The organism is Dorea sp. BIOML-A1, from assembly GCF_009875615.1.
Taxonomy (GTDB): Bacteria; Bacillota; Clostridia; order Lachnospirales; family Lachnospiraceae; genus Dorea_A; species Dorea_A amylophila.
The window spans coordinates 104628-129566 of the sequence record NZ_WWSA01000004.1 but is presented as its reverse complement, the minus strand read 5'-3'; the positions used below and the strand labels follow the sequence as shown (position 1 = coordinate 129566).

The 24939-nt window shown below is 42.1% G+C and carries 27 protein-coding genes and 3 pseudogenes; 22 read left to right on the top strand and 8 right to left on the bottom strand.

Translation table 11 applies throughout. The features are described from left to right. Nucleotides 1–4: 4 nt before the first annotated feature. Nucleotides 5–172, top strand: a pseudogene (locus tag GT508_RS02810) (tyrosine-type recombinase/integrase); the annotation flags it as partial. A 168-nt stretch (nt 173–340) separates the two neighbouring features. Here the strand turns inward: GT508_RS02810 and GT508_RS02805 are convergent. Both GT508_RS02805 and GT508_RS02800 read right to left on the bottom strand, forming a co-directional pair. Continuing rightward, complete coding sequence (locus GT508_RS02805; protein ID WP_161143532.1) at nt 341–862, bottom strand: nitroreductase; 522 nt, start codon at nt 860–862, stop codon at nt 341–343. Nucleotides 863–939: 77 nt separating this feature from the next. Next, nucleotides 940–1320, bottom strand: coding sequence for a metal-dependent transcriptional regulator (locus GT508_RS02800; RefSeq protein WP_006428443.1), 381 nt, complete (start codon nt 1318–1320; stop codon nt 940–942). A gap of 253 nt (nt 1321–1573) precedes the next feature. Here GT508_RS02800 and GT508_RS02795 point away from each other — a divergent pair, with 253 nt between their 5' ends. The 20 genes and pseudogenes from GT508_RS02795 to GT508_RS02705 form a co-directional block, all read left to right on the top strand. Next, nucleotides 1574–1783 carry a FeoA family protein gene (locus GT508_RS02795; RefSeq protein ID WP_006428444.1) on the top strand — a complete coding sequence of 70 codons (210 nt, stop codon included), beginning with the start codon at nt 1574–1576 and terminating at the stop codon, nt 1781–1783. A 57-nt stretch (nt 1784–1840) separates the two neighbouring features. Beyond that, on the top strand, nt 1841–2059 hold the full coding sequence (locus GT508_RS02790; protein WP_006428445.1) for a FeoA family protein: 219 nt from the start codon (nt 1841–1843) through the stop codon (nt 2057–2059). A 70-nt stretch (nt 2060–2129) separates the two neighbouring features. Further along, entirely contained in the window at nt 2130–4313 is a 2184-nt protein-coding gene (feoB, locus tag GT508_RS02785; protein ID WP_161143531.1) for a ferrous iron transport protein B, read from the top strand. A gap of 61 nt (nt 4314–4374) precedes the next feature. Then, nucleotides 4375–4596: a FeoB-associated Cys-rich membrane protein gene (locus tag GT508_RS02780; protein WP_161143530.1), complete on the top strand. Its 222-nt coding sequence runs from the start codon at nt 4375–4377 to the stop codon at nt 4594–4596. Nucleotides 4597–4610: 14 nt separating this feature from the next. Continuing rightward, nucleotides 4611–4772, top strand: coding sequence for an ACS family MFS transporter (locus tag GT508_RS02775; RefSeq protein ID WP_138376016.1), 162 nt, complete (start codon nt 4611–4613; stop codon nt 4770–4772). 12 nt (nt 4773–4784) lie between these two features. Continuing rightward, complete coding sequence (locus GT508_RS02770) at nt 4785–5147, top strand: heavy-metal-associated domain-containing protein (protein ID WP_055284427.1); 363 nt, start codon at nt 4785–4787, stop codon at nt 5145–5147. A gap of 20 nt (nt 5148–5167) precedes the next feature. After that, a complete protein-coding gene (locus tag GT508_RS02765; protein WP_022415938.1) occupies nt 5168–5569 on the top strand; it encodes a transcriptional repressor in 402 nt (133 codons plus the stop codon). A gap of 170 nt (nt 5570–5739) precedes the next feature. After that, a complete protein-coding gene (locus tag GT508_RS02760; RefSeq protein WP_161143529.1) occupies nt 5740–6063 on the top strand; it encodes a DUF6110 family protein in 324 nt (107 codons plus the stop codon). Between the two features lie 92 nt (nt 6064–6155). Continuing rightward, nucleotides 6156–8234 (top strand): heavy metal translocating P-type ATPase, encoded by a 2079-nt coding sequence (locus tag GT508_RS02755; protein ID WP_161143528.1) that lies wholly within the window; start codon nt 6156–6158, stop codon nt 8232–8234. A gap of 160 nt (nt 8235–8394) precedes the next feature. After that, entirely contained in the window at nt 8395–8961 is a 567-nt protein-coding gene (locus tag GT508_RS02750) for a DUF3793 family protein (protein WP_161143527.1), read from the top strand. A gap of 34 nt (nt 8962–8995) precedes the next feature. Then, nucleotides 8996–9418: a flavodoxin gene (locus GT508_RS02745; RefSeq protein ID WP_028086327.1), complete on the top strand. Its 423-nt coding sequence runs from the start codon at nt 8996–8998 to the stop codon at nt 9416–9418. Nucleotides 9419–9627: 209 nt separating this feature from the next. Further along, nucleotides 9628–10410 carry a uridine phosphorylase gene (gene udp / locus GT508_RS02740; RefSeq protein WP_161143526.1) on the top strand — a complete coding sequence of 261 codons (783 nt, stop codon included), beginning with the start codon at nt 9628–9630 and terminating at the stop codon, nt 10408–10410. Between the two features lie 18 nt (nt 10411–10428). Next, on the top strand, nt 10429–10878 hold the full coding sequence (gene cdd, locus GT508_RS02735; protein ID WP_161143525.1) for a cytidine deaminase: 450 nt from the start codon (nt 10429–10431) through the stop codon (nt 10876–10878). 10 nt (nt 10879–10888) lie between these two features. Next, nucleotides 10889–11857, top strand: a complete 969-nt coding sequence (gene add, locus GT508_RS02730; protein ID WP_161143524.1) for an adenosine deaminase — start codon at nt 10889–10891, stop codon at nt 11855–11857. Beyond that, complete coding sequence (locus GT508_RS02725) at nt 11850–12662, top strand: purine-nucleoside phosphorylase (protein WP_161143523.1); 813 nt, start codon at nt 11850–11852, stop codon at nt 12660–12662. The genes add and GT508_RS02725 overlap by 8 nt, the downstream gene beginning before the upstream one ends. Before the next feature lie 220 nt (nt 12663–12882). Further along, nucleotides 12883–13089 (top strand): annotated as a pseudogene (locus GT508_RS02720) (DUF1097 domain-containing protein); the annotation flags it as partial. Nucleotides 13090–13275: 186 nt separating this feature from the next. Then, nucleotides 13276–14718, top strand: coding sequence for a RyR domain-containing protein (locus tag GT508_RS02715; protein ID WP_161143522.1), 1443 nt, complete (start codon nt 13276–13278; stop codon nt 14716–14718). 504 nt (nt 14719–15222) lie between these two features. Then, nucleotides 15223–15909: a helix-turn-helix domain-containing protein gene (locus GT508_RS14515; RefSeq protein ID WP_006426148.1), complete on the top strand. Its 687-nt coding sequence runs from the start codon at nt 15223–15225 to the stop codon at nt 15907–15909. Beyond that, complete coding sequence (locus GT508_RS14510; protein WP_226851847.1) at nt 15909–16802, top strand: IS3 family transposase; 894 nt, start codon at nt 15909–15911, stop codon at nt 16800–16802. The genes GT508_RS14515 and GT508_RS14510 overlap by 1 nt, the downstream gene beginning before the upstream one ends. A gap of 159 nt (nt 16803–16961) precedes the next feature. After that, nucleotides 16962–17285 (top strand): annotated as a pseudogene (locus GT508_RS02705) (IS1634 family transposase); the annotation flags it as partial. Between the two features lie 90 nt (nt 17286–17375). Here the strand turns inward: GT508_RS02705 and GT508_RS02700 are convergent. From GT508_RS02700 to GT508_RS02675, 6 genes are all read right to left on the bottom strand, one after another. Then, nucleotides 17376–18137 (bottom strand): ABC transporter ATP-binding protein, encoded by a 762-nt coding sequence (locus GT508_RS02700; protein WP_334296711.1) that lies wholly within the window; start codon nt 18135–18137, stop codon nt 17376–17378. Next, nucleotides 18130–20094, bottom strand: a complete 1965-nt coding sequence (locus tag GT508_RS02695; RefSeq protein ID WP_161143520.1) for an ABC transporter permease — start codon at nt 20092–20094, stop codon at nt 18130–18132. The genes GT508_RS02700 and GT508_RS02695 overlap by 8 nt, the downstream gene beginning before the upstream one ends. Before the next feature lie 68 nt (nt 20095–20162). Further along, nucleotides 20163–20312 (bottom strand): hypothetical protein, encoded by a 150-nt coding sequence (locus GT508_RS02690; protein ID WP_161143519.1) that lies wholly within the window; start codon nt 20310–20312, stop codon nt 20163–20165. A 111-nt stretch (nt 20313–20423) separates the two neighbouring features. Next, a complete protein-coding gene (locus GT508_RS02685; RefSeq protein WP_161143518.1) occupies nt 20424–21263 on the bottom strand; it encodes a zf-HC2 domain-containing protein in 840 nt (279 codons plus the stop codon). Next, nucleotides 21263–21760, bottom strand: a complete 498-nt coding sequence (locus GT508_RS02680) for an RNA polymerase sigma factor (RefSeq protein WP_055284897.1) — start codon at nt 21758–21760, stop codon at nt 21263–21265. The genes GT508_RS02685 and GT508_RS02680 overlap by 1 nt, the downstream gene beginning before the upstream one ends. Nucleotides 21761–21934: 174 nt before the next feature. After that, a complete protein-coding gene (locus GT508_RS02675; RefSeq protein WP_161143558.1) occupies nt 21935–23272 on the bottom strand; it encodes an MATE family efflux transporter in 1338 nt (445 codons plus the stop codon). Between the two features lie 258 nt (nt 23273–23530). On the opposite strand from GT508_RS02675, the gene GT508_RS02670 reads away from it, so the two are divergent. After that, nucleotides 23531–24862 carry an MATE family efflux transporter gene (locus GT508_RS02670; RefSeq protein WP_022415492.1) on the top strand — a complete coding sequence of 444 codons (1332 nt, stop codon included), beginning with the start codon at nt 23531–23533 and terminating at the stop codon, nt 24860–24862. Nucleotides 24863–24939: the final 77 nt, after the last annotated feature.

Here is a 24939-nt window from a genome sequence, read left to right as displayed (position 1 = left end):
ACATCCACATATCCTGCGTCATACGTTCTGTACCAGACTTGCGAACAGGAACATGAACCCTAAGAGTTTACAGTATATCATGGGACACGCAAACATCAGTATCACGCTGAACCTGTACGCCCATGCGTCCATAGAGAACGTCAAGGCAGAATTAAGAAGCATGATAGCTTAAAGTTTTACCACGATATTTACCACGATTGACCGTGAGAAAACGTGATGAAACGTAGCTGTTTGGAAGTATCAGCCGAAAAGAGAAATGCCCGTAAAGCTGATAAAATAAGGCTTTGCGGACATTTAAGAAGATATGAAAAGATAATCAAAAATTTATATTAAGTTTAATTTAATCTACATAATACACATAATTCTCTTTGCGAGGCTTCGCTTTCGGCACATCTTTATCCGGATATCCGAGCACACAATGCCCGATACCTTCATAGTCACCTTCCACGCCCCATTTCTTAAGAAGTACTTTTCCCTCTTCCGATGCGAAGACTTCTTTCGCACGGTGGATCCAGCAGCTTCCGATTCCAAGAGAAGCAGCGGCGTTCATCAGATTCCCCATAACAAGGCTTCCGTCATAGATATATGTCGGTCTGTTCTTATCAGCTAATACAACCAGGACAACCGGTGCTCCGTAGAACGGATCTGTATCAGTTCCCATGACATCCGCATTCATTTTGGAAAGCTGATCACGGGTTGCCTTGTCGGTAACAGCAACAATAACCGGTGACTGCATTCCCATGCCGGTTGCGGCATAAGTGCCTGCTTCAAGAATCAGATCCAGATCTTCTTTCGGGATCATGTCCGGTTTGTAGCCGCGTACACTGCGGCGTTCGATCATGTTTTTAATACTTTCGTTCATAAATCAAGACTCCTTTAGAATACAGTGAAAAAATAAAATCTCATAATATAAAAAGAAAATAAAACGAAACGGATGATTTACACTTCTTTGTTCTCGTATACATGTCTCTTGATCGCTTCGAAACTTTCTTTACTGATCACATGCTCCATCTTACATGCATCGGCAGCAGCAACATCCGCAGGTACGCCGAGATGTATCAGCCAGGATGATAAAAGGGTGTGGCGTTCGTAAATCATATTTGCAATCTCCAGACCGGATGGTGTCAAATGGATAAATCCCTGTTCATCTACTTTAATATGTTCCTTTTCGCGAAGATTCTTCATAGCAACACTAACACTGGATTTCTTAAAACCAAGCTCATTGGCAATATCTACGGAACGCACTACGGGCAGTTTCTGGCTTAAAATCAGAATTGTTTCAAGATAGTTCTCGGCAGATTCATTTAGTACATTGCTCATAATAAGTCATTCCTTCCTTTATACGTTAACATTGAGTTTAGTATAACATAGTTAGTTACGACTGGCAAACGGAAGAAAAAACTTATTGAGAAAAAATAATCAATAAAATAAAATAAAGTGGTTGACAGCTAACAAACGTTAGCATATACTAACTATTGCAAGGGATAATGAAAACATTTATCATTATCAAAATCCTTGGGAAATTACATGGAAAGATGTAAAAAATACTACATAAAGAAAATGAGGTGTTATTATGCCACTTACAATGGCCGGTATCGGTGAAACAAACACAATCTCACGTATTGGTGGAAATGAAGAGACAAGACGTTTTCTGGCAAATCTTGGATTTGTTGCAGGAGCGGAAGTTGTTGTACTGTCGAAGATCGGAGGCAATGTGATCGTAAATGTCAAAGACTCCAGAGTGGCAGTAAATGAGGATATGGCGCGGCACATCATGGTTTAGTACCGGGGTGTCTGCTGTATTATAGATACTAACAATCTAAGGAAAGGAGAAACAGCAATGACTTTAGGTGATGCAAAAGTTGGAAGTACAGTTGTTGTAACGAAGATTGAAGGGGACAGCGCATACAAGCGCCGTATTATGGACATGGGCATTACAAAAGGAAGCGAGCTGTATATCAGAAAGGTAGCTCCACTTGGAGATCCCGTAGAGATTACAGTAAGAGGCTATGAGCTTTCAGTAAGAAAAGACGATGCTCAGTGTGTTCAGGTAAAATAAGACTTACCGAAGGAACTGACAGATACATATTGTCGCATTAGAATTTACACGTTCAAGGAGGTAAATAGGAATGGGAATCAAGATTGCACTTGCGGGAAACCCAAACTGTGGTAAGACCACAATGTTTAATGCCTTAACGGGTGCCAACCAGTATGTTGGTAACTGGCCGGGGGTTACAGTAGAGAAAAAAGAAGGAAAATTAAAAGGAAAGAGAAAGAATGATAACATTGTTGTAACAGACCTTCCGGGTATCTATTCTCTTTCACCGTACACATTGGAAGAAGTAGTCAGCCGTGATTATATCTTAAATGATAATCCGGATGTTATTATTGATCTTGTAGATGCAACGAATATTGAACGTAACCTGTATCTTACAACACAGCTGATCGAGACAGGTGTTCCTGTAGTTATCGCATTGAACATGACAGACCTTCTGGAGAAGAGAGGAATCAAGATCGATACAAAGAGACTTTCTATGTTGTTAGATTGCCCGATCGTTGAGACTTCTGCCCTGAAACAGACAGGACTGGATGCGCTGGTTGAGACAGCAATCAAAGTGGCTAATAAAAAAGAAGTTGATCTTCCAAGAGAAATCTTCTCTAAAGAAATGGAAGCAGCAGTTGCAGATGTGAAAGGGGTTCTCCCGGATACAATCTCAGAAGACAAGAAGAGATGGTATGCAGTGAAATTCCTTGAGAACGACAGCAAGGTTGTAGAAAGCATGAATCTTTCTGCAGCAGCAAAAGCAGCAGTTGATAAAGACAGAAAAGAACTTGAGACAAAACATGACGATGATATGGAAAGTATCGTAACAGATGAACGTTACAAATTCATCCAGAAGATCGTTGAGACAACAGTTAAAAAAGGAAAAGACAAATTAACAACATCCGATAAGATCGACCGGATCGTTACAAACCGTATTCTTGGTATTCCGATCTTTATCGCAGTTATGTTTATTGTTTACTACATTTCCGTAACAACAATCGGTACAATTGTTACAGACTGGACGAATGATACATTCGTAGGTGCAATTCAGGATATCGCTTCAAAAGGACTTGAAGCAGCCGGCGTAAGCAGCGTGATCGAAGGATTGGTAGTTGATGGTATCATCGGCGGTATCGGAGCCGTACTCGGATTTGTACCACAGATGGCAATCCTGTTCCTCTTCCTTTCTATCCTGGAAGACTGTGGATATATGGTACGTATCGCATTCGTTATGGACCGTGTATTCAGACACTTCGGACTGTCTGGTAAGAGCTTCATTCCACTTCTGATTTCATCCGGTTGTGGTATTCCTGGAATCATGGCTTCTAAGACCATTGAACAGGACAATGACAGACGTCTGACAATTATGACAGCAACATTTATCCCATGCGGAGCGAAGTTACCGGTTATCGCATTAATGGGTGGAGTTATGGCAAGTTACGCAACCGGAAGCTATACAGCAGGCGGACTTATGGCGCCAATCATGTATTTTGTAGGTATCGTAGCAGTATTAGTAGCAGCAATCATCCTGAAGAAGACAAAACCATTCTCAGGAAAACCGGCACCATTCGTTATGGAACTTCCACAGTATCATGTTCCACAGGCTAAGACAGTTCTTCTTCATGTATGGGAAAGACTGAAAGGCTTCATCATCAAAGCAGGAACGATCCTGTTCCTTGCATGTGTAGTCATGTGGTTCCTTGGTGGATTCGGATTTACGAACGGTGGATTCGGACTTGTGGATGACAGTGCAGACAGTTTACTTGCAGTAATTGGCGGATTTATTGCACCAATCTTTGCACCACTTGGATTTGGAGAGTGGCAGCCGGTAGCAGCTTCTCTTTCCGGATTCACAGCAAAAGAAGCAATCGTTTCAACAATGGGTGTACTTGCGAACGTAGCAGAGAGCCAGTCAGAAGATACTGTAACAGTAGCTCAGGCTATCCAGAACTGGTTCCCAAGTGCAGTAGCAGCATTTTCATTCCTGTTATTCAATCTGTTAGATTCCCCTTGTCTGGCAGCCATAGCAACGATGGCACAGCAGATGCAGTCTAAGAAATGGTTTTGGTTTGCAATCCTGTTCCAGAATGTATTCGCTTATCTCGTAACACTTTGTGTATACCAGATCGGTACATTAGTAACCGGCGGCGGATTTGGAGTTGGTACAGCAGTGGCATTTGTGGTAGTAGCAGTCATGCTGTTCCTGTTATTCAGACCTGATCCGTATAAAGATCAGAAAGTTTATTCCAAACGTTCTGTAAATGCATAAGTAGAGCGGACCGGACGTAACTCATTTACGTCCGGATTTCCCTTTGAAGGAGGCAGTTTTCATGGTAGCCATTTTAGCAGATATCATTATTTTAGCATTAATATTAGGGTATTGCGCATACCTGGTATACGGAATTGTGAAGAGATTTAAAAATGGAGTCATCCAGGGATGTGGCGGCAGCTGTGCCGGATGCAGTGGATGCGGTGGTGGATGCGGTGGTGGATGCTGCAGTTCAGATCCTGATGAAGTGAAAAAAATGATCGAAAATATGTATGGTAAATAAAGGAGTTGGCAGTCATGGGCAATTCGACAGGCTCTATGTTCTACCTGTTTGTGATCGTGATCGTCCTTTACATTGTCGGTGCTTCTATCTATCAGGCATTTCTCTGGTTCAGGAAATGGCAGGAGAAAAAAAGAGACGAAAAGTTCAGCATGGATAATGAGGAGAACAAAGAATAGAGGGATAGAGATATGGCAGATATTATAGTTGTATTAATCGTGATCGTTCTTCTTGGATTTGCACTGAGAGGAGCAATCAGGCATTTTAAAGGTGACAGTCCCTGCTGTGGCGGCGGAACCGGTATCATCAAAACTGACGATAAAGAACTGAAGAATCCGGTGATCGGAAAGAAGACAGTTCATATCGAAGGTATGACCTGTGAGCACTGCGTACAGTCAGTAAAGAAAGCGTTAAATGAGATAGAAGGTGTTTCGGCAAGAGTGGACTTACAGAAGAAAGAAGCAGTGGTGTCTTATGACCGTGAGATTGAAAATGATGTTTTGAAAAAAACAGTTGAAAAAGCAGGATTTCAGGTTGTTTCTATAACAGAGTAGATACGATAGGAGGATGACAGGTGGATAAGGCAAAAGAAGCGATTGTACAGAAACTAAAAGCCAGTGGATGCAGGATCACCAAGCAGAGACTGATGCTTCTGGATATTATACTGGAAGAAAACTGTTCCTGTTGCAAAGAAATCTATTACCGCGCATCTCGGATCGATCCAAGCATCGGAACAGCAACCGTATACCGGATGATCAACAAGCTGGAGGAAATCGGAGCAATCAATCGAAGAAATATGTATAAAGTAGCATGTGATCCGGACTGTGACCTGCAGAATGCATGTACGGTTGAACTGGACGATGATACGATCAAGCATCTGTCTGCAAAGAACTGGAATGCTGTGATACAGGCAGGACTGAAAGCATGTGGTTATGTAGAAGATCAGAAAGTACGGAACATAACAGTGCAGTCATAAATATGTTGTTGAAAAAATTTATCAATAGCTTGAAAATATTTGAAAAGGACATTCTTTGGTGTTATAATTTGCAGAAACAAAAATGACTGCCGGACACAAATGAAGGGATGTCCTTTTTGTTATAGTATTTATAGTGCTTAATTAATAAATATACAATGGAGGGAATACATATGTTAAATTTAAAAGACATTAATTGGAAAAAACCAGGACTTTTTGCAGCAGGAGTAGCTTTCGGAACAGCAGGAATCAAGATCCTGACAAGTGATGATGCAAAGAAATTATATACAAACTGTACAGCAGCCGTATTAAGAGCAAAATCTTGTGTGATGAAGACTGCAACAAGCGTTCAGGAGAATGCAGGAGATATTTTAGCGGAAGCAAAGCAGATCAACGAAGACAGAGCAGCAGAAGTTGTAGATGACTATTGTGAAGTAGCGGAAGAGACAGAGGAAGCAGCAGAGACTGCAGAAGCTGAAGCAGCTACAGAAGCATAAAAACGGGCACGAAGATTATAAGTTGCCATAATACACGGGCACCTGCGGAACATCTGCAGGTGCTTTTGTAAGACTAACAAGAGGTGACAAGAGTGAAATTTAAGGTTAAGCATGAGATAAGAGGAAGAATCCGTATCCACATGGAGCAGAAACGCATGACTCATGAACAGGCGGACATTCTTCTCTTTTATCTGCAGAATATAGACGGTGTATTCCGCGCAGACGTCTATGACAGAACGGCGGACGCAACGATTCATTATAAGGGAAACAGAGAAACAATCATCGAAGGACTCCGCAGATTCCGTTATGAGGAAGTAGAAGTGCCGAATGGCCTGTTAGAGACATCCGGAAGAGCAATGAATGCAGAGTATCAGGAGAAACTGGTGGATAAGATTCTGTTCCATTATGGAAGAAAATTCTTACTGCCATATCCGATCTCAGCAGCATATACAACCATTATGTCTGCAAAATATATCTGGAAAGGTATTAAGACACTGATGGAAAGAAAACTGGAAGTCCCTGTACTGGACGCTACGGCAATCGGTGTCTCTATCTTAAGAAGTGACTTTGATACTGCGGGATCTGTGATGTTCTTACTTGGAATCGGAGAACTTCTGGAAGAGTGGACACATAAGAAATCAGTCGATGATCTGGCAAGGACCATGTCATTGAATGTCGGAAAAGTATGGCTGAAGACAGAAGACCAGGCCGTCCTTGTTCCGTCAAGTAAGATTAAAGCCGGTGATCAGGTGGTAGTCCATATGGGAAATGTAATTCCATTTGACGGTGAAGTTGTGGACGGAGAAGCAATGATCAATCAGGCTTCCCTGACAGGAGAATCTGTGCCGGTAAGAAGAACAATTGGAAATTATGTATATGCAGGAACTGTTGTGGAAGAAGGAGAGGTCACAATTAATGTAAAGGCTGTCGGTGGATCCAGTCGTTACGAAAAGATTGCGGCTATGATAGAAGATTCTGAAAAATTGAAATCAGGATTGGAAAGCAGGGCAGAACATCTGGCAGACAAACTGGTTCCGTATTCTCTTGGAGGAACAGCACTTACCTGGCTGCTTACAAGAAATACGACAAAAGCATTGTCTATTCTGATGGTAGATTTCTCCTGTGCTTTAAAACTTGCGATGCCAATCTCCGTACTCTCTGCGATCCGCGAAGCAGGTATGTATAAGATTACAGTAAAAGGTGGAAAATATCTGGAAGCAGTTGCGGAAGCAGATACCATCGTATTTGATAAGACGGGAACACTGACAAAAGCAAAACCGACAGTGGCAAAAGTAGTATCATTCAATGAAATGAATGAAGATGAACTGCTCCGTATTGCTGCGTGTCTGGAGGAACATTTTCCACATTCAATGGCGAAAGCAGTCGTCAGCGCAGCAAAAGCAAAACATCTGGATCATGAGGAAATGCATTCGAAAGTGGAATATATCGTAGCTCATGGAATTTCAACACAGATTGAAGGAAAGAAAGCTGTTATCGGAAGCTATCATTTTGTATTTGAAGATGAGAAGGTGACGATTCCGGATGGTATGGAAGAAGAATTTGAAAGCCTTCCGGAAGAGTATTCCCATCTGTATATGGCAATCGAAGGCAAACTGGCAGCAGTGATCTGTATCGAAGATCCATTGCGTGACGAAGCGGTAGAAGTGATCCGAGAGCTTCGCGAGGCAGGCCTTAGTAAGATTGTTATGATGACCGGGGACAGTGAGCGTACAGCGAAAGCAATCGCAAAACGTGTCGGAGTAGATGAATATTATGCAGAAGTATTACCGGAAGATAAGGCAGGTTTTTGTGAAAAAGAAAAAGCAGCAGGACGTAAGGTTATCATGATCGGTGACGGTATCAATGATTCACCGGCTCTTTCCGCAGCCAATGTAGGAATCGCGATCAGTGATGGTGCAGAACTTGCAAGAGAGATCGCAGATATTACTGTCGGTGCAGATAATTTAAGAGAATTGGTAACTCTGAAGAAGATCAGTAATGGTCTGATCAGGAGAATCAGCCGCAATTACCGTATGATCGTCGGATTTAACGCAGGGCTGATCGTTCTTGGCGTGGCAGGAATCATCATGCCGACAACATCTGCATTGCTGCACAATACATCAACACTGGTAATCGGACTTAAGAGTATGCAGAATCTTTTGGATGCGTAGAATAAAACTGACATATAAAAAAGAAAAAAAAGAAGCTTAATGAGATTTAAATTCGTTAAGCTTCTTTTTTGTGCATAATTCTTGACAGTTTTGAAAGAATAAGATAATATTCAAATACAAAGATGTTAGTAAAAACTAACGCAAATTAGGAGGAACTAAGATGGCAAACAGATATCTGATTGAAAAGTGCCTGGTGGAACATTGTTCGGCAACACTTGCATCTATGAAATCGGCAAATTTATTTAATATGACATTTGCAGATGATACAGACGTGGAAGATCAGATTGAGTTCTGGAACCGGTGCATGAAAGAAAAGGGCATCCGTCTCTATATATTGCGGAGGCAGGAGAACCGCGTACTGGTCTATGTCTATCGAAAGAAACAGCTTTTGGTCAGTCTGAACCGTCCGGGAGTAGCAAATTTCCTCAAAAAATACGGATATGGAAGCACGGATGTGGAATATGCATTGGACCGGTTAAAATCAAGAATCGGCGAAAACAATGAATTTCCGCATGAAATCGGAATTTTTCTTGATTATCCACTGGGAGATGTGATCGGATTTATTACAAATGAAGGGCGCAATTTCAAGTGTGTGGGATGCTGGAAAGTATATTGTGATGAGTGCGCATGCCGGAAAACATTTGAAAAATATAAAAAATGCAGAGATGTCTATGTACGTCTCTGGCAGCAGGGAAGAAGTGTTTTGCAGCTTACAGTAGCTGCCTGACATATAAAATTATCAATGAAAGAGGTAGAAAACAATGAGTAAAATTGCAGTAGTATATTGGAGTGGAACAGGTAACACAGAGGCTATGGCAAACGAAGTAGCAGAAGGAGCAAAGGCTGCAGGAGCAGAAGTGGATGTATTAACAGCTTCAGAATTCGGTGCAGATAAGATGGACGCTTACGATGCGGTAGCATTCGGATGCCCGGCTATGGGAGCGGAAGAACTGGAAGACAGCGAATTCGAGCCGATGTTCTCTGACTGCGAAGGCAAGCTTGGAGGAAAGAAGATCGCACTCTTCGGATCTTACGGATGGGGAGACGGAGAATGGATGAGAACATGGGAAGAGACATGCAAAGCTGACGGAGCTGTTCTTGCATGTGAGAGTGTACTTGCGAACGAAGCACCGGATGATGATGCGGTGGCAGCTTGCCAGGCACTTGGAAAGGCACTTTGCTAGCCAAGCCAATGGGGACGGGGAAAATGGTTTTTTCCCCGTCCCCGCTGGCTTTTTTTGCGTGGTGTTATTTGAAAGTTATTTTGAAAAAAGTCAGAAAATAGAATCGTTTTGGACTGAATTATGATAAAATAAAGGCGAGATTAAAGACCAGAGGGGACAGGAAAAAGGCCGGAAACACCGTCCCCACTGGCTCGAAAGGAAGGATCGGTATGAAAAATTATTCAGAAGATATAAACAGACAGTATCATATTCAGGTTGCCAAAGGTGAAGTCGGACGCTATGTGATCATGCCGGGAGACCCGGGAAGATGTGAAAAGATAGCGGAATATCTAGAAAATCCGGTTCTGGTTGCAAGTAACCGGGAATTTACGACTTATACGGGAATGCTGGATGGTGAGAAAGTCAGTGTGACATCGACAGGAATCGGAGGACCGTCGGCAGCAATTGCAATGGAAGAACTGGTACGCTGCGGAGCAGATACATTTGTCCGGATCGGAACCTGCGGTGGAATGCAGCCGGAAGTAAAAAGCGGTGATATTGTGATTGCGACCGGTTCGATCCGCATGGAAGGGACAAGCAAAGAATATGCACCAATCGAATATCCGGCAGTTGCCAGTCTGGAGGTAACGAATGCACTGGTGCAGGCTGCAAAAGAAGATGGCTGCACCTGGCATACAGGAGTGGTACAGTCAAAGGATGCATTCTACGGACAGCATGAACCGGAAGCAATGCCTGTCGGCTATGAACTGCTGAACAAATGGGAGGCATGGAAGAAGATGGGCTGTCTGGCTTCCGAGATGGAATCAGCGGCACTTTTCATAGTGGCCGGTAAATTGCGTGTCAGAGCAGGGGCATGCTTTCTGGTTATGGCAAATCAGGAAAGAGAGAAACTCGGACTGGAAAATCCGGTGGTACATGATACTAATATGGCAGTCCGGACTGCAGTAGATGCAGTGAGAAATCTGATCCGGTGTGACAAAGAAAAAGAATAACAGAAGAAGGGAAACAAGATGGGGAAGACAGAGAATAGAAACAAGCCGAGGTATAATCCAATACAACTGATCGAAATTTCAATAGAACAGTTAAAGTATTCTTACACACCTTATTCAGGATTCAAAGTCGGAGCTGCATTATTGGCGAAAAATGGAAGCGTATATACGGGATGCAATATTGAAAATGCAGCATATACACCGACAAATTGTGCAGAAAGGACAGCATTTTTTAAGGCAGTAAGTGAAGGCGTGAAGGAATTCGATGCGATCTGTATTGTAGGAGGAAAAGATGGGGTCTTGACAGAATATGCACCGCCGTGCGGAGTGTGCAGACAGGTAATGATGGAGTTCTGTGATCCTGAAACATTTCAGATCATTCTTGCAACAGATCTGGAACATTATGATATCTATACGTTAAAAGAGTTATTACCGTTGGGATTCGGACCTGGGAATCTGAAGGAAGAATAAGGGGAAAATTATGATAACAGAAGAATTAAAAGCATTGCCAAAGGTCGAGCTGCACTGTCATTTGGACGGATCGCTGAGCCACACATTTATAGAAAAAAGACTGGGACGGAAAGTGTCACAAAGTGAGCTCAGTGTATCTGAAGATTGCAGAAGCCTGAATGAATATCTGCAGAAATTTGATCTTCCGGGGAAATGTATCATGAATGAAGCCGGACTGCAAGAAGCTGGCTATGATGTATTAAGAAGTATGAAACAGGAAAATGTCTGCTATGCAGAGATCCGTTTTGCACCGCTTCTGTCTGAGACGCAGGATATGAACTGTAACAAAGTTATCGAAGCATTGCTTAGCGGACTGGAAAGAGGAAAGAAAGATTTCGGTATAGAGTATGGAGTAATTACCTGTGCCATGCGTCATCACAGTGAAGAAGAGAATGCCAGGATGATCCGGACTGCAAGAGCATATCTGGGATATGGAGTATGCGCGGCAGATCTTGCAGGAGCAGAAAGCCTGTATCCGATGTCAGAGTTCATGGAACTGTTCAAAAAGACGAAAGCACTTGGCATGCCATTTACCTTACATGCAGGCGAATGCGGAAGCGTACAGAATATTCTCGATTCAGTAGAAGCCGGAGCCGGAAGAATCGGACACGGAATTGCCATGAGAGGGCATGCCGATATACAGAAAGAATTGCAGAAAAAAGGCATCGGTATCGAGATGTGTCCGATCAGCAATCTGCAGACAAAAGCGGTAGAAAGCACAAAGGATTATCCGATGCGGGAGTTCCTGAATGCCGGGTTAAAGGTAACGGCAAATACCGATAACCGTACAGTCAGCAATACGACACTGACAAAAGAACTGGAATTTATCCAGAAGAATTATGGAATCACCGATGAAGAGATTCATCTTATGATGAGGAACGCAGTGGATGTGGCATTTGCGGATGATGCAGTGAAAGAAAGGATGTTGAAGTATGTATAAAAAACTGGAAAAATGTTTAAAAAGCATAAGAAAAAAGACGGATTTCAAACCAGAAAAAGCAGTCATCTTAGGATCCGGTCTCGGAGATTATGCCGAGAAGATCCAGATAGAAAAGATCGTAAAATATACAGATATCGAAGACTTTCCGGTATCGACCGTTCAGGGGCATAAAGGTCAGTTTGTCTTCGGATATGTGAAAGATGTTCCGATCGTACTGATGCAGGGAAGAGTGCATTATTATGAAGGTTACCCGATGCAGGACGTTGTACTCCCGACCAGACTGATGGGGATGATGGGAGCAAAGAAGATTCTTCTGACTAATGCTGCAGGCGGAGTCAATCCATCATTCAGACCGGGTGACTTTATGCTGATCACAGATCACATTACAACAGCAGTGCCAAGTCCGTTGATCGGGCCGAATATCGAAGAACTCGGAACCAGATTCCCGGATATGAGTGAGGTATACAGTAAAAATCTTCAGAAAATCATCCGTAAAAGTGCAAAAGACTGCGGAATACCACTTCAGGAAGGGGTATACGTACAGCTGACCGGGCCGAATTACGAGACACCGGCAGAAATCCGAATGGTCAGAAGTTGGGGCGCAGACGCAGTCGGTATGAGTACTGCATGTGAAGCCATGGCAGCCAGACATATGGGAATGGAAGTGTGCGGAATCTCCTGCATTACGAATATGGCAGCAGGCGTCAGTGATGCAAAGCTTAACCACGCCGAAGTTCAGGAGACGGCGGACAGGGTGGCGAAAGATTTTGAAAAACTGGTGACAGATGTGATAGCTGCCATTTGATTCTTCAGGCATTCTATATTCACGGAATAAAAGGGGATGTAAAAAAACTCAATTGAGTTTTTTTACATCCCCTTTTTAGGAGGTCTGGGTAGCCAGTCTGGTAGATTAAATAGAATACTTCAATTCAAACATCTCCGCCGGTATATAATACAGATAACGGTGCAGGATCATTACATTTGTGATGTGTATCATTGCAAAATCCGAGTAGTTTGATTTCTGCCCGGGAACATTCATGGGATGCTTTATAACATTCGCAGCGGATGGAAACTGGAGTGTGTTGGCGATATCGCTGGTGATCGGAGCATTCTTAGGACTTTCCTGTGAGTATGGAGGAAACTGGCTGTATCAGGCAGTGACTGAGAAAAAAGAATGTGATACATATATGGGAGAAAATGTATTGCAGTCAGCACAGGATAGGACCTTGTAAGTTTATTCCAATCGGTGATAGCCACCATAATGCATTAAATAGAAAATATATGCAGAAATATAAAGATGTGATAGAATTTGACTGAATCAGTGATTTTATTGTACCAGTGATCTTATATAGATTGAAGCTCAGATTCCGTTGATGTACTATATTGTACAGGCGGTAAAAAATCATAGGAGAAAAAGAATGAAAGAGAAGAAAAGCAATATAGGAAAATATCTGCTGATCCTGGTTCCGTTTGTCATGGGTGTTACAGGATTTACGGTTCTAGATGGTCAGCCGATGGTGGATTCGCTGTTTCTGAGTATGGAGATGTATTTCCTGAATTATTCGGATTCACCGCCGAATATACTGATCGAGATCGCCAGATGGACAGCACCGCTTATGACGGCCAGCGGTGTTCTGATGTCGATATCAAAGATTCGTGGCAGGATATTGCAGTTGCTGCGGTATTACCGCGGAGACAGCATTGCCGTATATGGGGATAATATTCACCGGAAAGAAATGGTACAGGCACTGGGATTCTGCGGGATAGATGCCGGAGAAGACTGGGAGTGGGTGAAAGCGAAAAAATACCTGCTTCTTGGAAATGAGGACGAGAATTTCCGGTTTTACGGACAGCACAGAGAAGCATTTGCGGGACATACCGTTTATCTGAAATCTGAAAATCTTGCGTCAGAGGGAATCCTGGATCCGCATTTACGCCTGTTTTGTCCGGAAGAAACGGCGGCCAGATTATATTGGAGAAGGAATTGCCTGTATGAAACTTCCTGTGTACAAGGGCATTATTTGCAGATCGTATTCCTGGGATTCGGACTTCTAGGGGAAAAACTTCTGGAATATGCACTGCAGGATAATATTTTTGACCCTAAACAGCGGATAGAGTATCATATCTTTGGAGACGGAGCAGAATTTCAGGCTTCGCACAGAGAACTGTTCCAGATGAGTGACCCGGTGATCTTTCATGCAGAACACTGGTATGAGAACATACCGCTTCTGGAATCTGCAGACAGGATCCTTCTGCTCCAGCAGAAAGGGCAGCTTGGAATGGCAGGAAAGCTTCTGGCATCTACAACGGGTACAGCTTTTGAAGTATTTACGGTGGAAGACGATGGATTTGAACTGTTATCGGGAAGAGAACGTCTGCATGTAGTGGAATGGGAAAAAGAAGCATGGAATCCGGCCAACGTACTGGGAACAGAGATGTTCGAGCATGCAAAGAAATTGAATCTTCATTATGCACATCTGTACGGAGGTGTGGAGGAAAATTCGGAAAATATGGAACTGGAATGGGGAAAACTGGATGGATTTACGAGATATTCCAATGTCAGTGCAGCCGATTATCATAAGATACGGGTACATATGATGAAGACAGACGGATGGAGTATGGATGCTGCCGGACTGAGCCAGAAACAGATGGAACTTCTGGCTGAACTCGAACATATCCGGTGGTGCAGGTATCATCAGTTCCACAACTGGCGAATGGGAATTCCGGAAAATGGTGCGAGAAAAGATGCCGCACTTCGGATCCACAAGGACCTGATACCATATGATGAATTGACGGAAGAAGAAAAGGAAAAAGATAAGGGGAATATCCGTATGTTGCTTAAGTTGTTTGCAGAAAGTTAGAAAGAAAGGTGAAAGCCGGAATCATCTGTCGTAGGGGTGGGACCGGCTTTTTATATTGCTATATATTCGAAAAGAGCTGCCAATGGCAGGACGTGTAGATCAAAGTATGCAAGAGAAGATGGCAATGGAAAGTTATAGGGAATACCCGAATGTAAAGTAGTGTCTATGTCATGAGAAATATAGAAAAGTTTTTTATAACAATAAGATAAAAGTGATTGCATATGGAATATACGAATGTTATACTTTGTGGGAACAATCGTGTTACAGGGTGGCTGACCTCTATTCTTACATAGAATGGGAGGTGATGCTGATGAACAATAAACATTTTGACTTCAAAGATTTGATGGCTTTTGGAATGTTCATTCTTGCATTACTGACATTTGTATTTTCATTTATCAGATAATGTAGTAGTATAGAAAAACCACCCCGGAACTTTGGCGAGCGATGATATGCTACCCTCATATAGGACAATGAAATATAAAAGTCCTATATGGGGGTATTTTCATGTTCAGAAAGAGTAAGATAGAACCAGTAGAAAAAGTAAAAATAGTCGAACGCTACCTTGCAGGAGAAATTGGCATACAGCAAGCAGGAAAAGAATTGGGAGTTGATCATCATAGTATTCGAAATTGGATTTCTATTTATCAGTATGATGGACCAACTGGATTACTCAATCAACCGAAAAACAAATCTTATTCAAAAGATTTAAAAATATCTGCTATAAATGATTATCTTAACGGAGAAGGATCTCTTCAGGATATTTGCACAAAATACGGAATTCGTTCACACAGACAGCTTTCCGATTGGATTAAGGTGTATAATTCTGGTGGAATATTAAAAACATCCACTGGAGGTGCTTACATGAAAAAGGCAAAGAACACTACACTTGATGAGAGATTAAAAATAGTAACAGATTGTCTTGCAAATGATAAGAATTATGGTGCAATGGCACTCAAATATGATTGTTCCTATCAACAAGTTCGCAATTGGGTAATACGATACGAAAAGATGGGTCAAGCGGGTCTGGAAGACAGACGTGGACGTCGTATAGCTTCTCTTCCAAGCAGAACACCTGAAGAAGAGCTACGTGACAAGATAGCTGAACTGGAAAGAAGAAATCTAGACTTACAAATGGAGAATGATCTGTTAAAAAAAGTCAGAGAACTGGAAAGGAGGGGTCGCTATCTTTAATCCATCGGTTAGCCGAATATGAAGCCATCCAAAAACTATCGTCTACTAAGCATTATCCCATAGATAGACTTTGTAAATATCTTAATGTTACACGTTCTGCGTATTACCGCTGGGGAAAATATCCGAAAAGTAATAATGAACTTCGAAACGAAAGACTATCCACTGAAATCCAAAGGATTCATCACCAGCATCCAGATATGGGATACCGAAGGATTCGTGATGAATTAGATGGACATAAAGGAATTCATGTGAATGATAAACGAGTACTTCGTATTTGTAGGAAATACGATATAAAATCAAATATTAAATGGAAACCTAAGAGTTGTACCAGAGGAGACAGAAATCCTGATCACATAGCAAAAAACTATTTACACCGTGAATTTCACGCCGAAAAACCGAATGAAAAGTGGCTTACAGATGTTTCTGAATTTAAATACTACAACGGAATAGAAGTTCATAAAGTTTATCTGAGTGCTATTTTAGATTTATATGATAGAAGGATTGTTTCCTTTAAAATCAGCGATCATAATGATAATCCATTAGTTATGGACACGTTTGATGAGGCTGTTCGTCAGGAGCCAGATGCACACCCATTAGTTCATTCTGATCGAGGCTTTCAATATACAAGCGCACAGTTTTATACTAGATTAAAAAAACATCATATGAAGCAGAGTATGTCTAGAGTTGCCCACTGTATTGACAATGGACCAATGGAAGGGTTTTGGGGAATTCTAAAACGAGAAATGTATTATAAACAGCGTTTTAATGACAGAAGCTCTTTGATTACTGCGATAGCTAATTACATAGATTACTACAACAACCAACGACTTCAAAGGAAACTGCATGTAATGACACCAATGAAATATCATGAGCAATATACAAAAGCAGCATAAAATATCGCCAGCCATAGCATGGCTGACGATACAAAAATTTATTATTTTTTATTGTCCTCTTGACGGGGAGCATACCACGGAGTCTCTTGCAAAAATACGGGTTTTGTTTTTTTGTATAATGGTTTTAGGGCTATATAAGCCTAAATAAAGGAGGCAAATATGTACCTGAAATCAAGAGTCAAAATACCGGATGTGCATGGAAAATTGACCCGATTAAGACGCGGGGATATCACATATATTAAGTATGAGTATGATCACTATTATGATCCAGAGAAAAAATATACCTATCCACAGAGAGCAACTATAGGCAAGGTGTGTGCAGATGATGACACTATGATGATCCCTAATGAAGCCTTTCTGAAATACTTTCCAGATGCAGTTTTATCAGGTATGGAAGACCGAACAGAGCGTAGCAGCTGTCTGCGGGTTGGTACATATGCTGCAATACATAAGATAGTATCGGATTATTCGTTAGATAAGATGCCAGTATTGCCCCTATAGCTATAACACAAACTAATAGCACTAAATATCCAATCCTTTTTTCAAAACATTCTTATAATATTTACTATTCATCTATAATTCCGCCATCCGTCCAATAATTTCCTGATAAAATGCTTCCTGGCTTTCTCCACGCTTCAAAGTATCCAGAATCAGCCCGTCTTTCAGCAGGATGATTCTGCTGCAGTAGCTTGCCATCTGCGGATCGTGGGTAACCATAACAATGGTTTTCTTAAATTCACGGTTAATCTGTGTCAGCGCATCAATCACGATCTTACCCGACTTGGAATCCAGATTCCCCGTCGGCTCATCCGCAAGCACCAGATCCGGATCGTTAATGAGCGCCCTGCAGATTGCCACACGCTGTTTCTCACCGCCGGATAATTCGTAAGGATTCTTTTTCACCAGATGGGAAATCAGAAATTTTTCTGCGTACTCCTGTGCCGCCTTTGTCATGACACTTTCCTTCTCCCTGCCAAGGATCATCGGAAGCATAATATTTTCCTCAACGGACAAACTGTCCATCAGATAAAAATCCTGAAATATAAAGCCGATCTGCTTTCTTCGTACATCCGCCAGCCGGTCTCCGTAGATTTCGCTGACATCTTCTCCCATAAACCGTACCGTCCCGCCGGTCTGCTTGTCGATCATTCCGAGGACCTTTAGCAGTGTTGTCTTTCCGCAGCCAGATTTTCCCATGATTCCGACAAATTCGCCCTCTTCTACTGCAAAGTTTAATCCTTTTAACACTTTCACGTCTTCTTCACTCTTCTTGAGCGATGACCTCCGGTAATTCCGGATCAGATTTTCCACTTCCAATACTTTCATTCTAATCATTCCCCTTCTCTACTCTCTTTATAACATATTGTGCAAACAGCCATTGTACTAGCCGGTCTGCCAACAGATATATTCCAACAATCAGAATCCAGTACATCCAAAATGTTACGTCCAGACTTCCGGCATCTTTTGATGCACACCGCCATTCATAAGAGAACACATATACAATACCCATCATTACCGTAGCAAACAAAGCAATATCCGACAACATCTGGGTTTCAAAGCGAATGGTTTTCCTGCGCTGCTTCTGCTTCATGCCCATACATCGCAGGAACTCATAGCGTCTCTCATATCCCGAAAGTTCCGACAATATCTTAATCCCATTCACAAAGAATGCACTGATAAATAGCGCCATCATCAGGAATAATTTACTGGATAAGCTGAACAACACACGCATTTTCTGCCCGATCAGATACTCCTCCGTCCCGTAGAGATAACTCTCCATCCTCGTATCGCTGTCATTCTTTACGCCACATTCTTTCTGATACTCCGACAGTTCCTTCCATGCATTTTCCTTACGTTTTCCCGAAAATGTAAATAATCTTAATACCGTTGCCTCCTGATCATCTCCACGCATCGCTTCCCACTGCTTCTGAAAATATGTATCCGAAAACACGATAATGTTCTCATGCCACTGATCTGTAGAATACTGTCCGATCACATTCTGGGTAAATATGTCCTTGATATCGTACAGGTACTGCGGATCTGTGTGTGAAATCTCCGCCATATATTCTTGATACTTTCCTGTGAATAAGAGACTATACGTATTCAAATAATCCTCATCTGTAATCTTTTTTTCTTTCTGATACTCAGAATCCTCAATGCCCACCAGAATTTCACGCTCCGACAGATTCACATCTTTCCCGGTCAGCTTCTCATATTCTGAAGCTGAAACTCCTATATGCTGTGCTCCATAATATGTCGTCACCCGGATCATCGGAAGCTCTGTCATATTTCCATCATACTTTCTGACCAGTTTTTCCGCAAATGCTTCATCTTCCTCCTTTGCCATCCACACCATGTCATAAGGATAGTTTTCCCGATACTTATCCAATGGAAGCACCTCTGCAATTTCAACCGTCAGATATGTAAGCGCAAAGAAATGAATGACCAGCAGAATCAGCAGAATCAACAGATTATTCATGTATTTACTGTACAATTGATTCATCTGTAAAATATGCCGATGATAAAACTGTTTTCGATGCTTCAGCCCTTCCAGAATCAATGCCACGCCAAATGCAGCCACCAGAAAAAGCCCTACAATAAAGATAACGTGGGAATACATATATGACAGGTCACTTCCCTGATACTGGTTTTCTCCTAACACCAGAACGCCAATCCCGATCAATACCATTAGTATCCATTTCTTTCCGACCGGACGCTTCTCGTTATACTCACTCTTTGAAATGAGTGTACTTAGATTCCTTCCATCCATCCAGACCAATAAGATCAGGAATACACCTGTCATGTTTGCAACACTCATCCCGCAGGTATTCCGGTAAATCTTCCATCCCGGTGCTGTCACCTTAAGAAATTCCGGATACAGTTTATGAAGTGCGGTCTGTGCTCCATATAAGATTCCGTTTCCCATTAAAATTCCGAACACAAGAGAAAATACACATCCCACCGTATACTCTACTAACAGGAGCAGATACGATGTTTTCTTTTTCATCCCAAGAACAATAAACGTTGTGTAATCTTTAATACGAAGCTTCATATAGTATTTCATAGAAAAAATCATCAAGAAGACCGTAATAAATGTAATAAGCCCTGCCGCAAGCACGAAATCTGACTTAAGCGTTGCTGCAGTCACTCCATCTTTTACAGCCTTCTTGACCACATCATTCAATCCCCAGAATGCAAAAAGCTCTGCAATCGCAAGAATATTGCTCACGAAAAAAAGTATGTAATTCTTTAGATTGCTTTTAAAATTCTTCATGATTATGTGATAAAACATATTAAATTCCTACCTAATAATATATATTACACAATAAGATTGCCGCGTAAAACTCGGCGATCTTATTTCTACTTGTTACTTTTCAACTTCTTTCCGTACTGCAGGTCTTGAGATGCTCTGTCTGTCACGCCCAGTTCTTCTTCCAGCTGCTTCTGTGTCAGATTCTTTTCCTTCCTGCATGTCGATATAAACCTTCCAAGTTCTAATGGTTCAACCATATGCGTCACCTCCTGTCGGCTTTATTATACCATATTTCTCCCGGAAAAGCACTCCACTTATGGTTGAACGCCTCTAAATGCCGCTAATTCTCATGAAAATGGAATCAGATATCACTGAAGCGGCATCTGCGGATTCACCCATAATACTTTCACCGCATTTTCATTTGCCGGATTCTCCTCTTCCTTCTCCAATGATTCCTTCACAAATTTTTCGACCCTCGCCGGAGCCTTCTTAACTTCTTCATTTTCCTGCCACAGGATCTTTTTCTCACCGGATCTTCCGACATAGTCAAATTCCGATGCCTTTGTTCCGTTTTCTGTGACAATCTGTCCATCTTCAAACGGAATGACATATGCAGCTTCTTTGGATGTAATATATATCAACCCTACAAATGGATTGATGCTCGAATCCATAGATAGTTCATATGTGACAGTGTTCTTTGGCTCACGTGTTGCTCCAACAGCATCTTTCCCCACCGCTGTTTCGGTAGCTGTATCCATATCTGTCTGAGGATAGGACAGGCCTGTGATCCTGCGTCTGCTCTTCACTTGTACATACAGTCTGCCATCCTTTAACTGATAGACTTCTTCAGCTTTTATATCTTTTGCTGCAATTCTTGACAAATGATAAGACTGAAAGGCATCCGAATATAGAGCCACGGTCAGCATCATACAGATCAGGAAAACAACTCCGCACGCCATAACGATTCTACTGTTTAATTTTCTTGATACTTTTTCAGAAAACTCCCGGAACCCTTTCCACTCCTCGTCTGTGCCTTCTATTTTATCTGTTTCCACCGGAATCTCACCTTCCATTTTTTTCAGATATGTTCTGCACGATTCACATTCTTTTATATGTTCTTCTATTGCATTTCTGCTCTTTTCACTGCATATATCATCCTTATATAACGGTAGCAGGTCTCTTATGATCTCACATGGAATCTTTGCCATTATGTACTCCTCCTTTCCAGAATGTCCTGTATCTTCACCCGGGCCCTGTGATAGGTAACTCTCGCCCATGTCTCCTGTTTTCCAAATATCTGTGCAATCTCTTTATAATTTAATTCGCCAAGTACCTTTAGTGTAAATACTTCTTTATAAGGTTCGTCCAGATAATGAAGGATCTGATAAACCGTCATGGCTTCGTCCTTCCGAAGCATACGTTGTTCGGGTCCATCCGTTTTTCCGTCACTGTATGCCTGTTCTGTCAGTTCCTGATCTGTACGGTGTTTTTTTCTGGTATAAGAAATGTATTCATTCCTGGCAATCTGACACAGCCAGGATTTGATGCTGCATTTTCCTTGAAAATGCTTTACTCCTTTTAGTGCTTTGAAAAATGTCTCCTGTGTGATCTCTTCTGCAATGTGCGGATCCTTACTCATTGCGAGAACGAAATAATACACATCCTGAAAATAGGTTTTATAAATCTCTTCCAACTCAAGCTTCAAGTACCTGTCACCTCCCTTCTGTTATCTATTAGACGCATGAATTCCATTTTTGTTACAGCCTTTTACATTTATTTTAGAATAATCTGCAAAATATGTCTTGCATCCTTTGATATAAAAAACTCCCTGAGCCCCAAAGACTCCGGGAGTTTTATATCTTTATATGTTCGAAAAAGCTCACTCTGCCGTAACCGCCATCGTCCTGTGAATCTTCTTCCTTACAAACCAGAAGCAGATCACCTGCATAATGATCGTTGCAATCCAGGATACCGGATAAGACAGAAACAAGAAAGTCAGTGATCTGTGTGAAGGGAACAGTCCATAGATCCAGATAATCCGGACTCCGACCGTACCGATGATAGAAAGGATCATCGGTACCGTGGAATATCCCATTCCTCTCAGTGCTCCCGGGAACAGATCCATCAGACCGCACAGGAAATAGGTAACGGTTGTATAAGAAAAGATCTCCATACCGTATTTGATAACATCTGACTGATTACTGTAAATATGCAGAAGTTCCGGTCCGAATATGTACACACTGCTTCCGAGGATCAAAGTTACCACAACTGAAAGGATCATACAGTCGATCAGAACCCTGTCCATACGTTTTAATTTCTTCACTCCGTAGTTCTGGCTTGTGAAGCTCATACAGGCCTGTGTGAAGGAGTTCACCGACACATATAAGAATCCGAAAATATTATTCGATGCCGTATATCCTGCCATTGCGATCGATCCAAAAGAATTGACCGATGACTGCAGCATCGCATTTGAAATATTGATTACCGTGCTCTGGATTCCCGCCGGAACCCCGACTTCAAAAATCTGCTTCAGATACACGGATCTGATCCGAAGCTTTGCAAGGTGAAGCTGATAGCTGCTCTCTGTGTGATGCAGGCACCGGAGTACCAGGATACAGGATACCAGCTGGGATATAACGGTCGCAATCCCGACGCCTGCTACATCCAGATGAAAACCGATGACCAGGAACAGATTCAATACTGCATTAATCACTCCGGATACGATCAGGAAGATCAACGGACGTTTGGTATCCCCCACTGCCCTTAATATGGCTGCTCCATAGTTATACATCATAAAAAATGGCATACCGCAGAAATAAATCCGCATATAAAGTGTGGATTTGGCAATTACATCATCCGGTGTCCCCATAATTTCCAGCGCGCCTCTGGCAAAGACCACTCCAATCACCGCCATCGCCACTCCGCTTACCAGAGCAAGTGCAATAGCCGTATGTACCGTCTCCGACATTTCTTTTGTTTTTCCGGTCGCATAATATCTCGCTGCAAGTACATTTGCTCCCAATGAGATTCCGATGAAAAGATTGGTAAACACATTGATCAGTGCCGTTGTCGAACCCACCGCTGCGAGCGCCTGACTTCCGCTGAAACGTCCCACTACCACGATATCCACCGCATTGAACATCAGCTGTAAGATTCCTGACAGCATCAGTGGTATGGAAAATGAAATCAATTTGTCCATGATGGTTCCATTGCACATATCAATCTCATATTTATTTTTCTTCAAAACAACTCTCTCCTTTTATAGTAATATCTTCAATCAAAGCATAAAGCCGTAATTTTTATTGTAGCATAGATTTATCGTTTGTGAACATTTAATTATTAATTCGTTTTATATGTGTAAAGACATTTTCCTTGACAGAACATCAAAAACAACCTATAATCACTTAGCTTATATGTTTTCATTTACATTCATTGTAAACATCCATATCAGTAAATATAAAAAAGGAGAATACGTATGAATATTCAGCTCTCAGAGCATTTTACCTATAAAAAATTACTTCGTTTTATCCTGCCCTCCATTATTATGATGGTATTCACTTCCATCTACAGTGTGGTGGACGGCATCTTTGTATCGAACTTTGTGGGAAAATCAGCATTTGCTTCCGTGAATCTCATTATGCCTTACCTGATGGGAATCAGTGCACTTGGATTTATGATCGGTACCGGAGGAAGTGCTTTTGTATCAAAAACCCTTGGTGAAGGAAAGAAAGAACTGGCAAATCAGTATTTTTCGATGCTGGTTACGATTGCTGCTATCGGAGGGTTTGTGTTATCTGTTCTCAGTTTTATATTTATGAGGCGGATTGTCATGGCATTTGGTGCCGCCGGTGATCTGATTGATTATTGTACCCTTTACGGACGGATCTCCTGCATATCCCTGACCGCCTTCATGCTGCAGAATGTCTTCCAGAGTTTCTTTGTGGCTGCCGGAAAACCCCAGCTTGGACTGAAAGTCATTGTGGCTGCCGGTTGTACAAACATTGTTCTCGATGCCCTGTTCATCGGTGTATTACACTTTGGAATTGCAGGCGCCGCGTTCGCAACCATGACCAGTGAATTTATCGGCGGTCTGCTCCCGGTGGTATATTTCTTCCGTAAGAACGACAGCCTCCTTCACTTTGTAAAACCGGTATTCGACAGACGTGTATTTCTTAAGACCTGCACCAATGGTTCCTCGGAACTCATGACTAACCTGTCCATGTCCTTAGTCAATGCATTATACAATCTCCAGCTCATGAAGATTGCCGGAGAAAATGGTGTTGCTGCTTATGGTGCAGTTATGTACGTCAATTTTATCTTTGTTGCCACCTTTTTAGGCTATGCAATTGGCTGTGCCCCGGTTATCAGCTACCATTATGGTGCTGGAAATCACGCAGAGCTTAAAAATCTGTATAAAAAAAGTATGTCTATCATACTGGTCTGGGGCGTGATCCTGTTCGGTGCCGCACAGTTACTGGCACCTGTTCTGTCTAAGATATTTGTCGGTTACAATACCGGCCTGTACGCTATGACACTGCACGGCTTCCGTGTATATGCCATTGCATTCCTGATCATCGGTATCAATATCTTCGGATCCTCGTTCTTTACTGCACTGAATAACGGCCTGATATCGGCTGTCATCTCATTTCTGAGAACGTTAGTGTTCCAGGTCATCATGGTCCTGACACTTCCACTCTGGTTCGGGATCAACGGTATCTGGAGTGCGATCAGCATTGCGGAGGCGCTGACACTTATCATGACCACTACATTTTTCGTCCGTCAGAAAGACAAGTATCATTACCTGTAAGACAATCTCTTTCAAATGTATAACAATATAAAAAACGTATCTCTGCAATGTTTCTCCACTGTCTGAAAAGGAAGCAT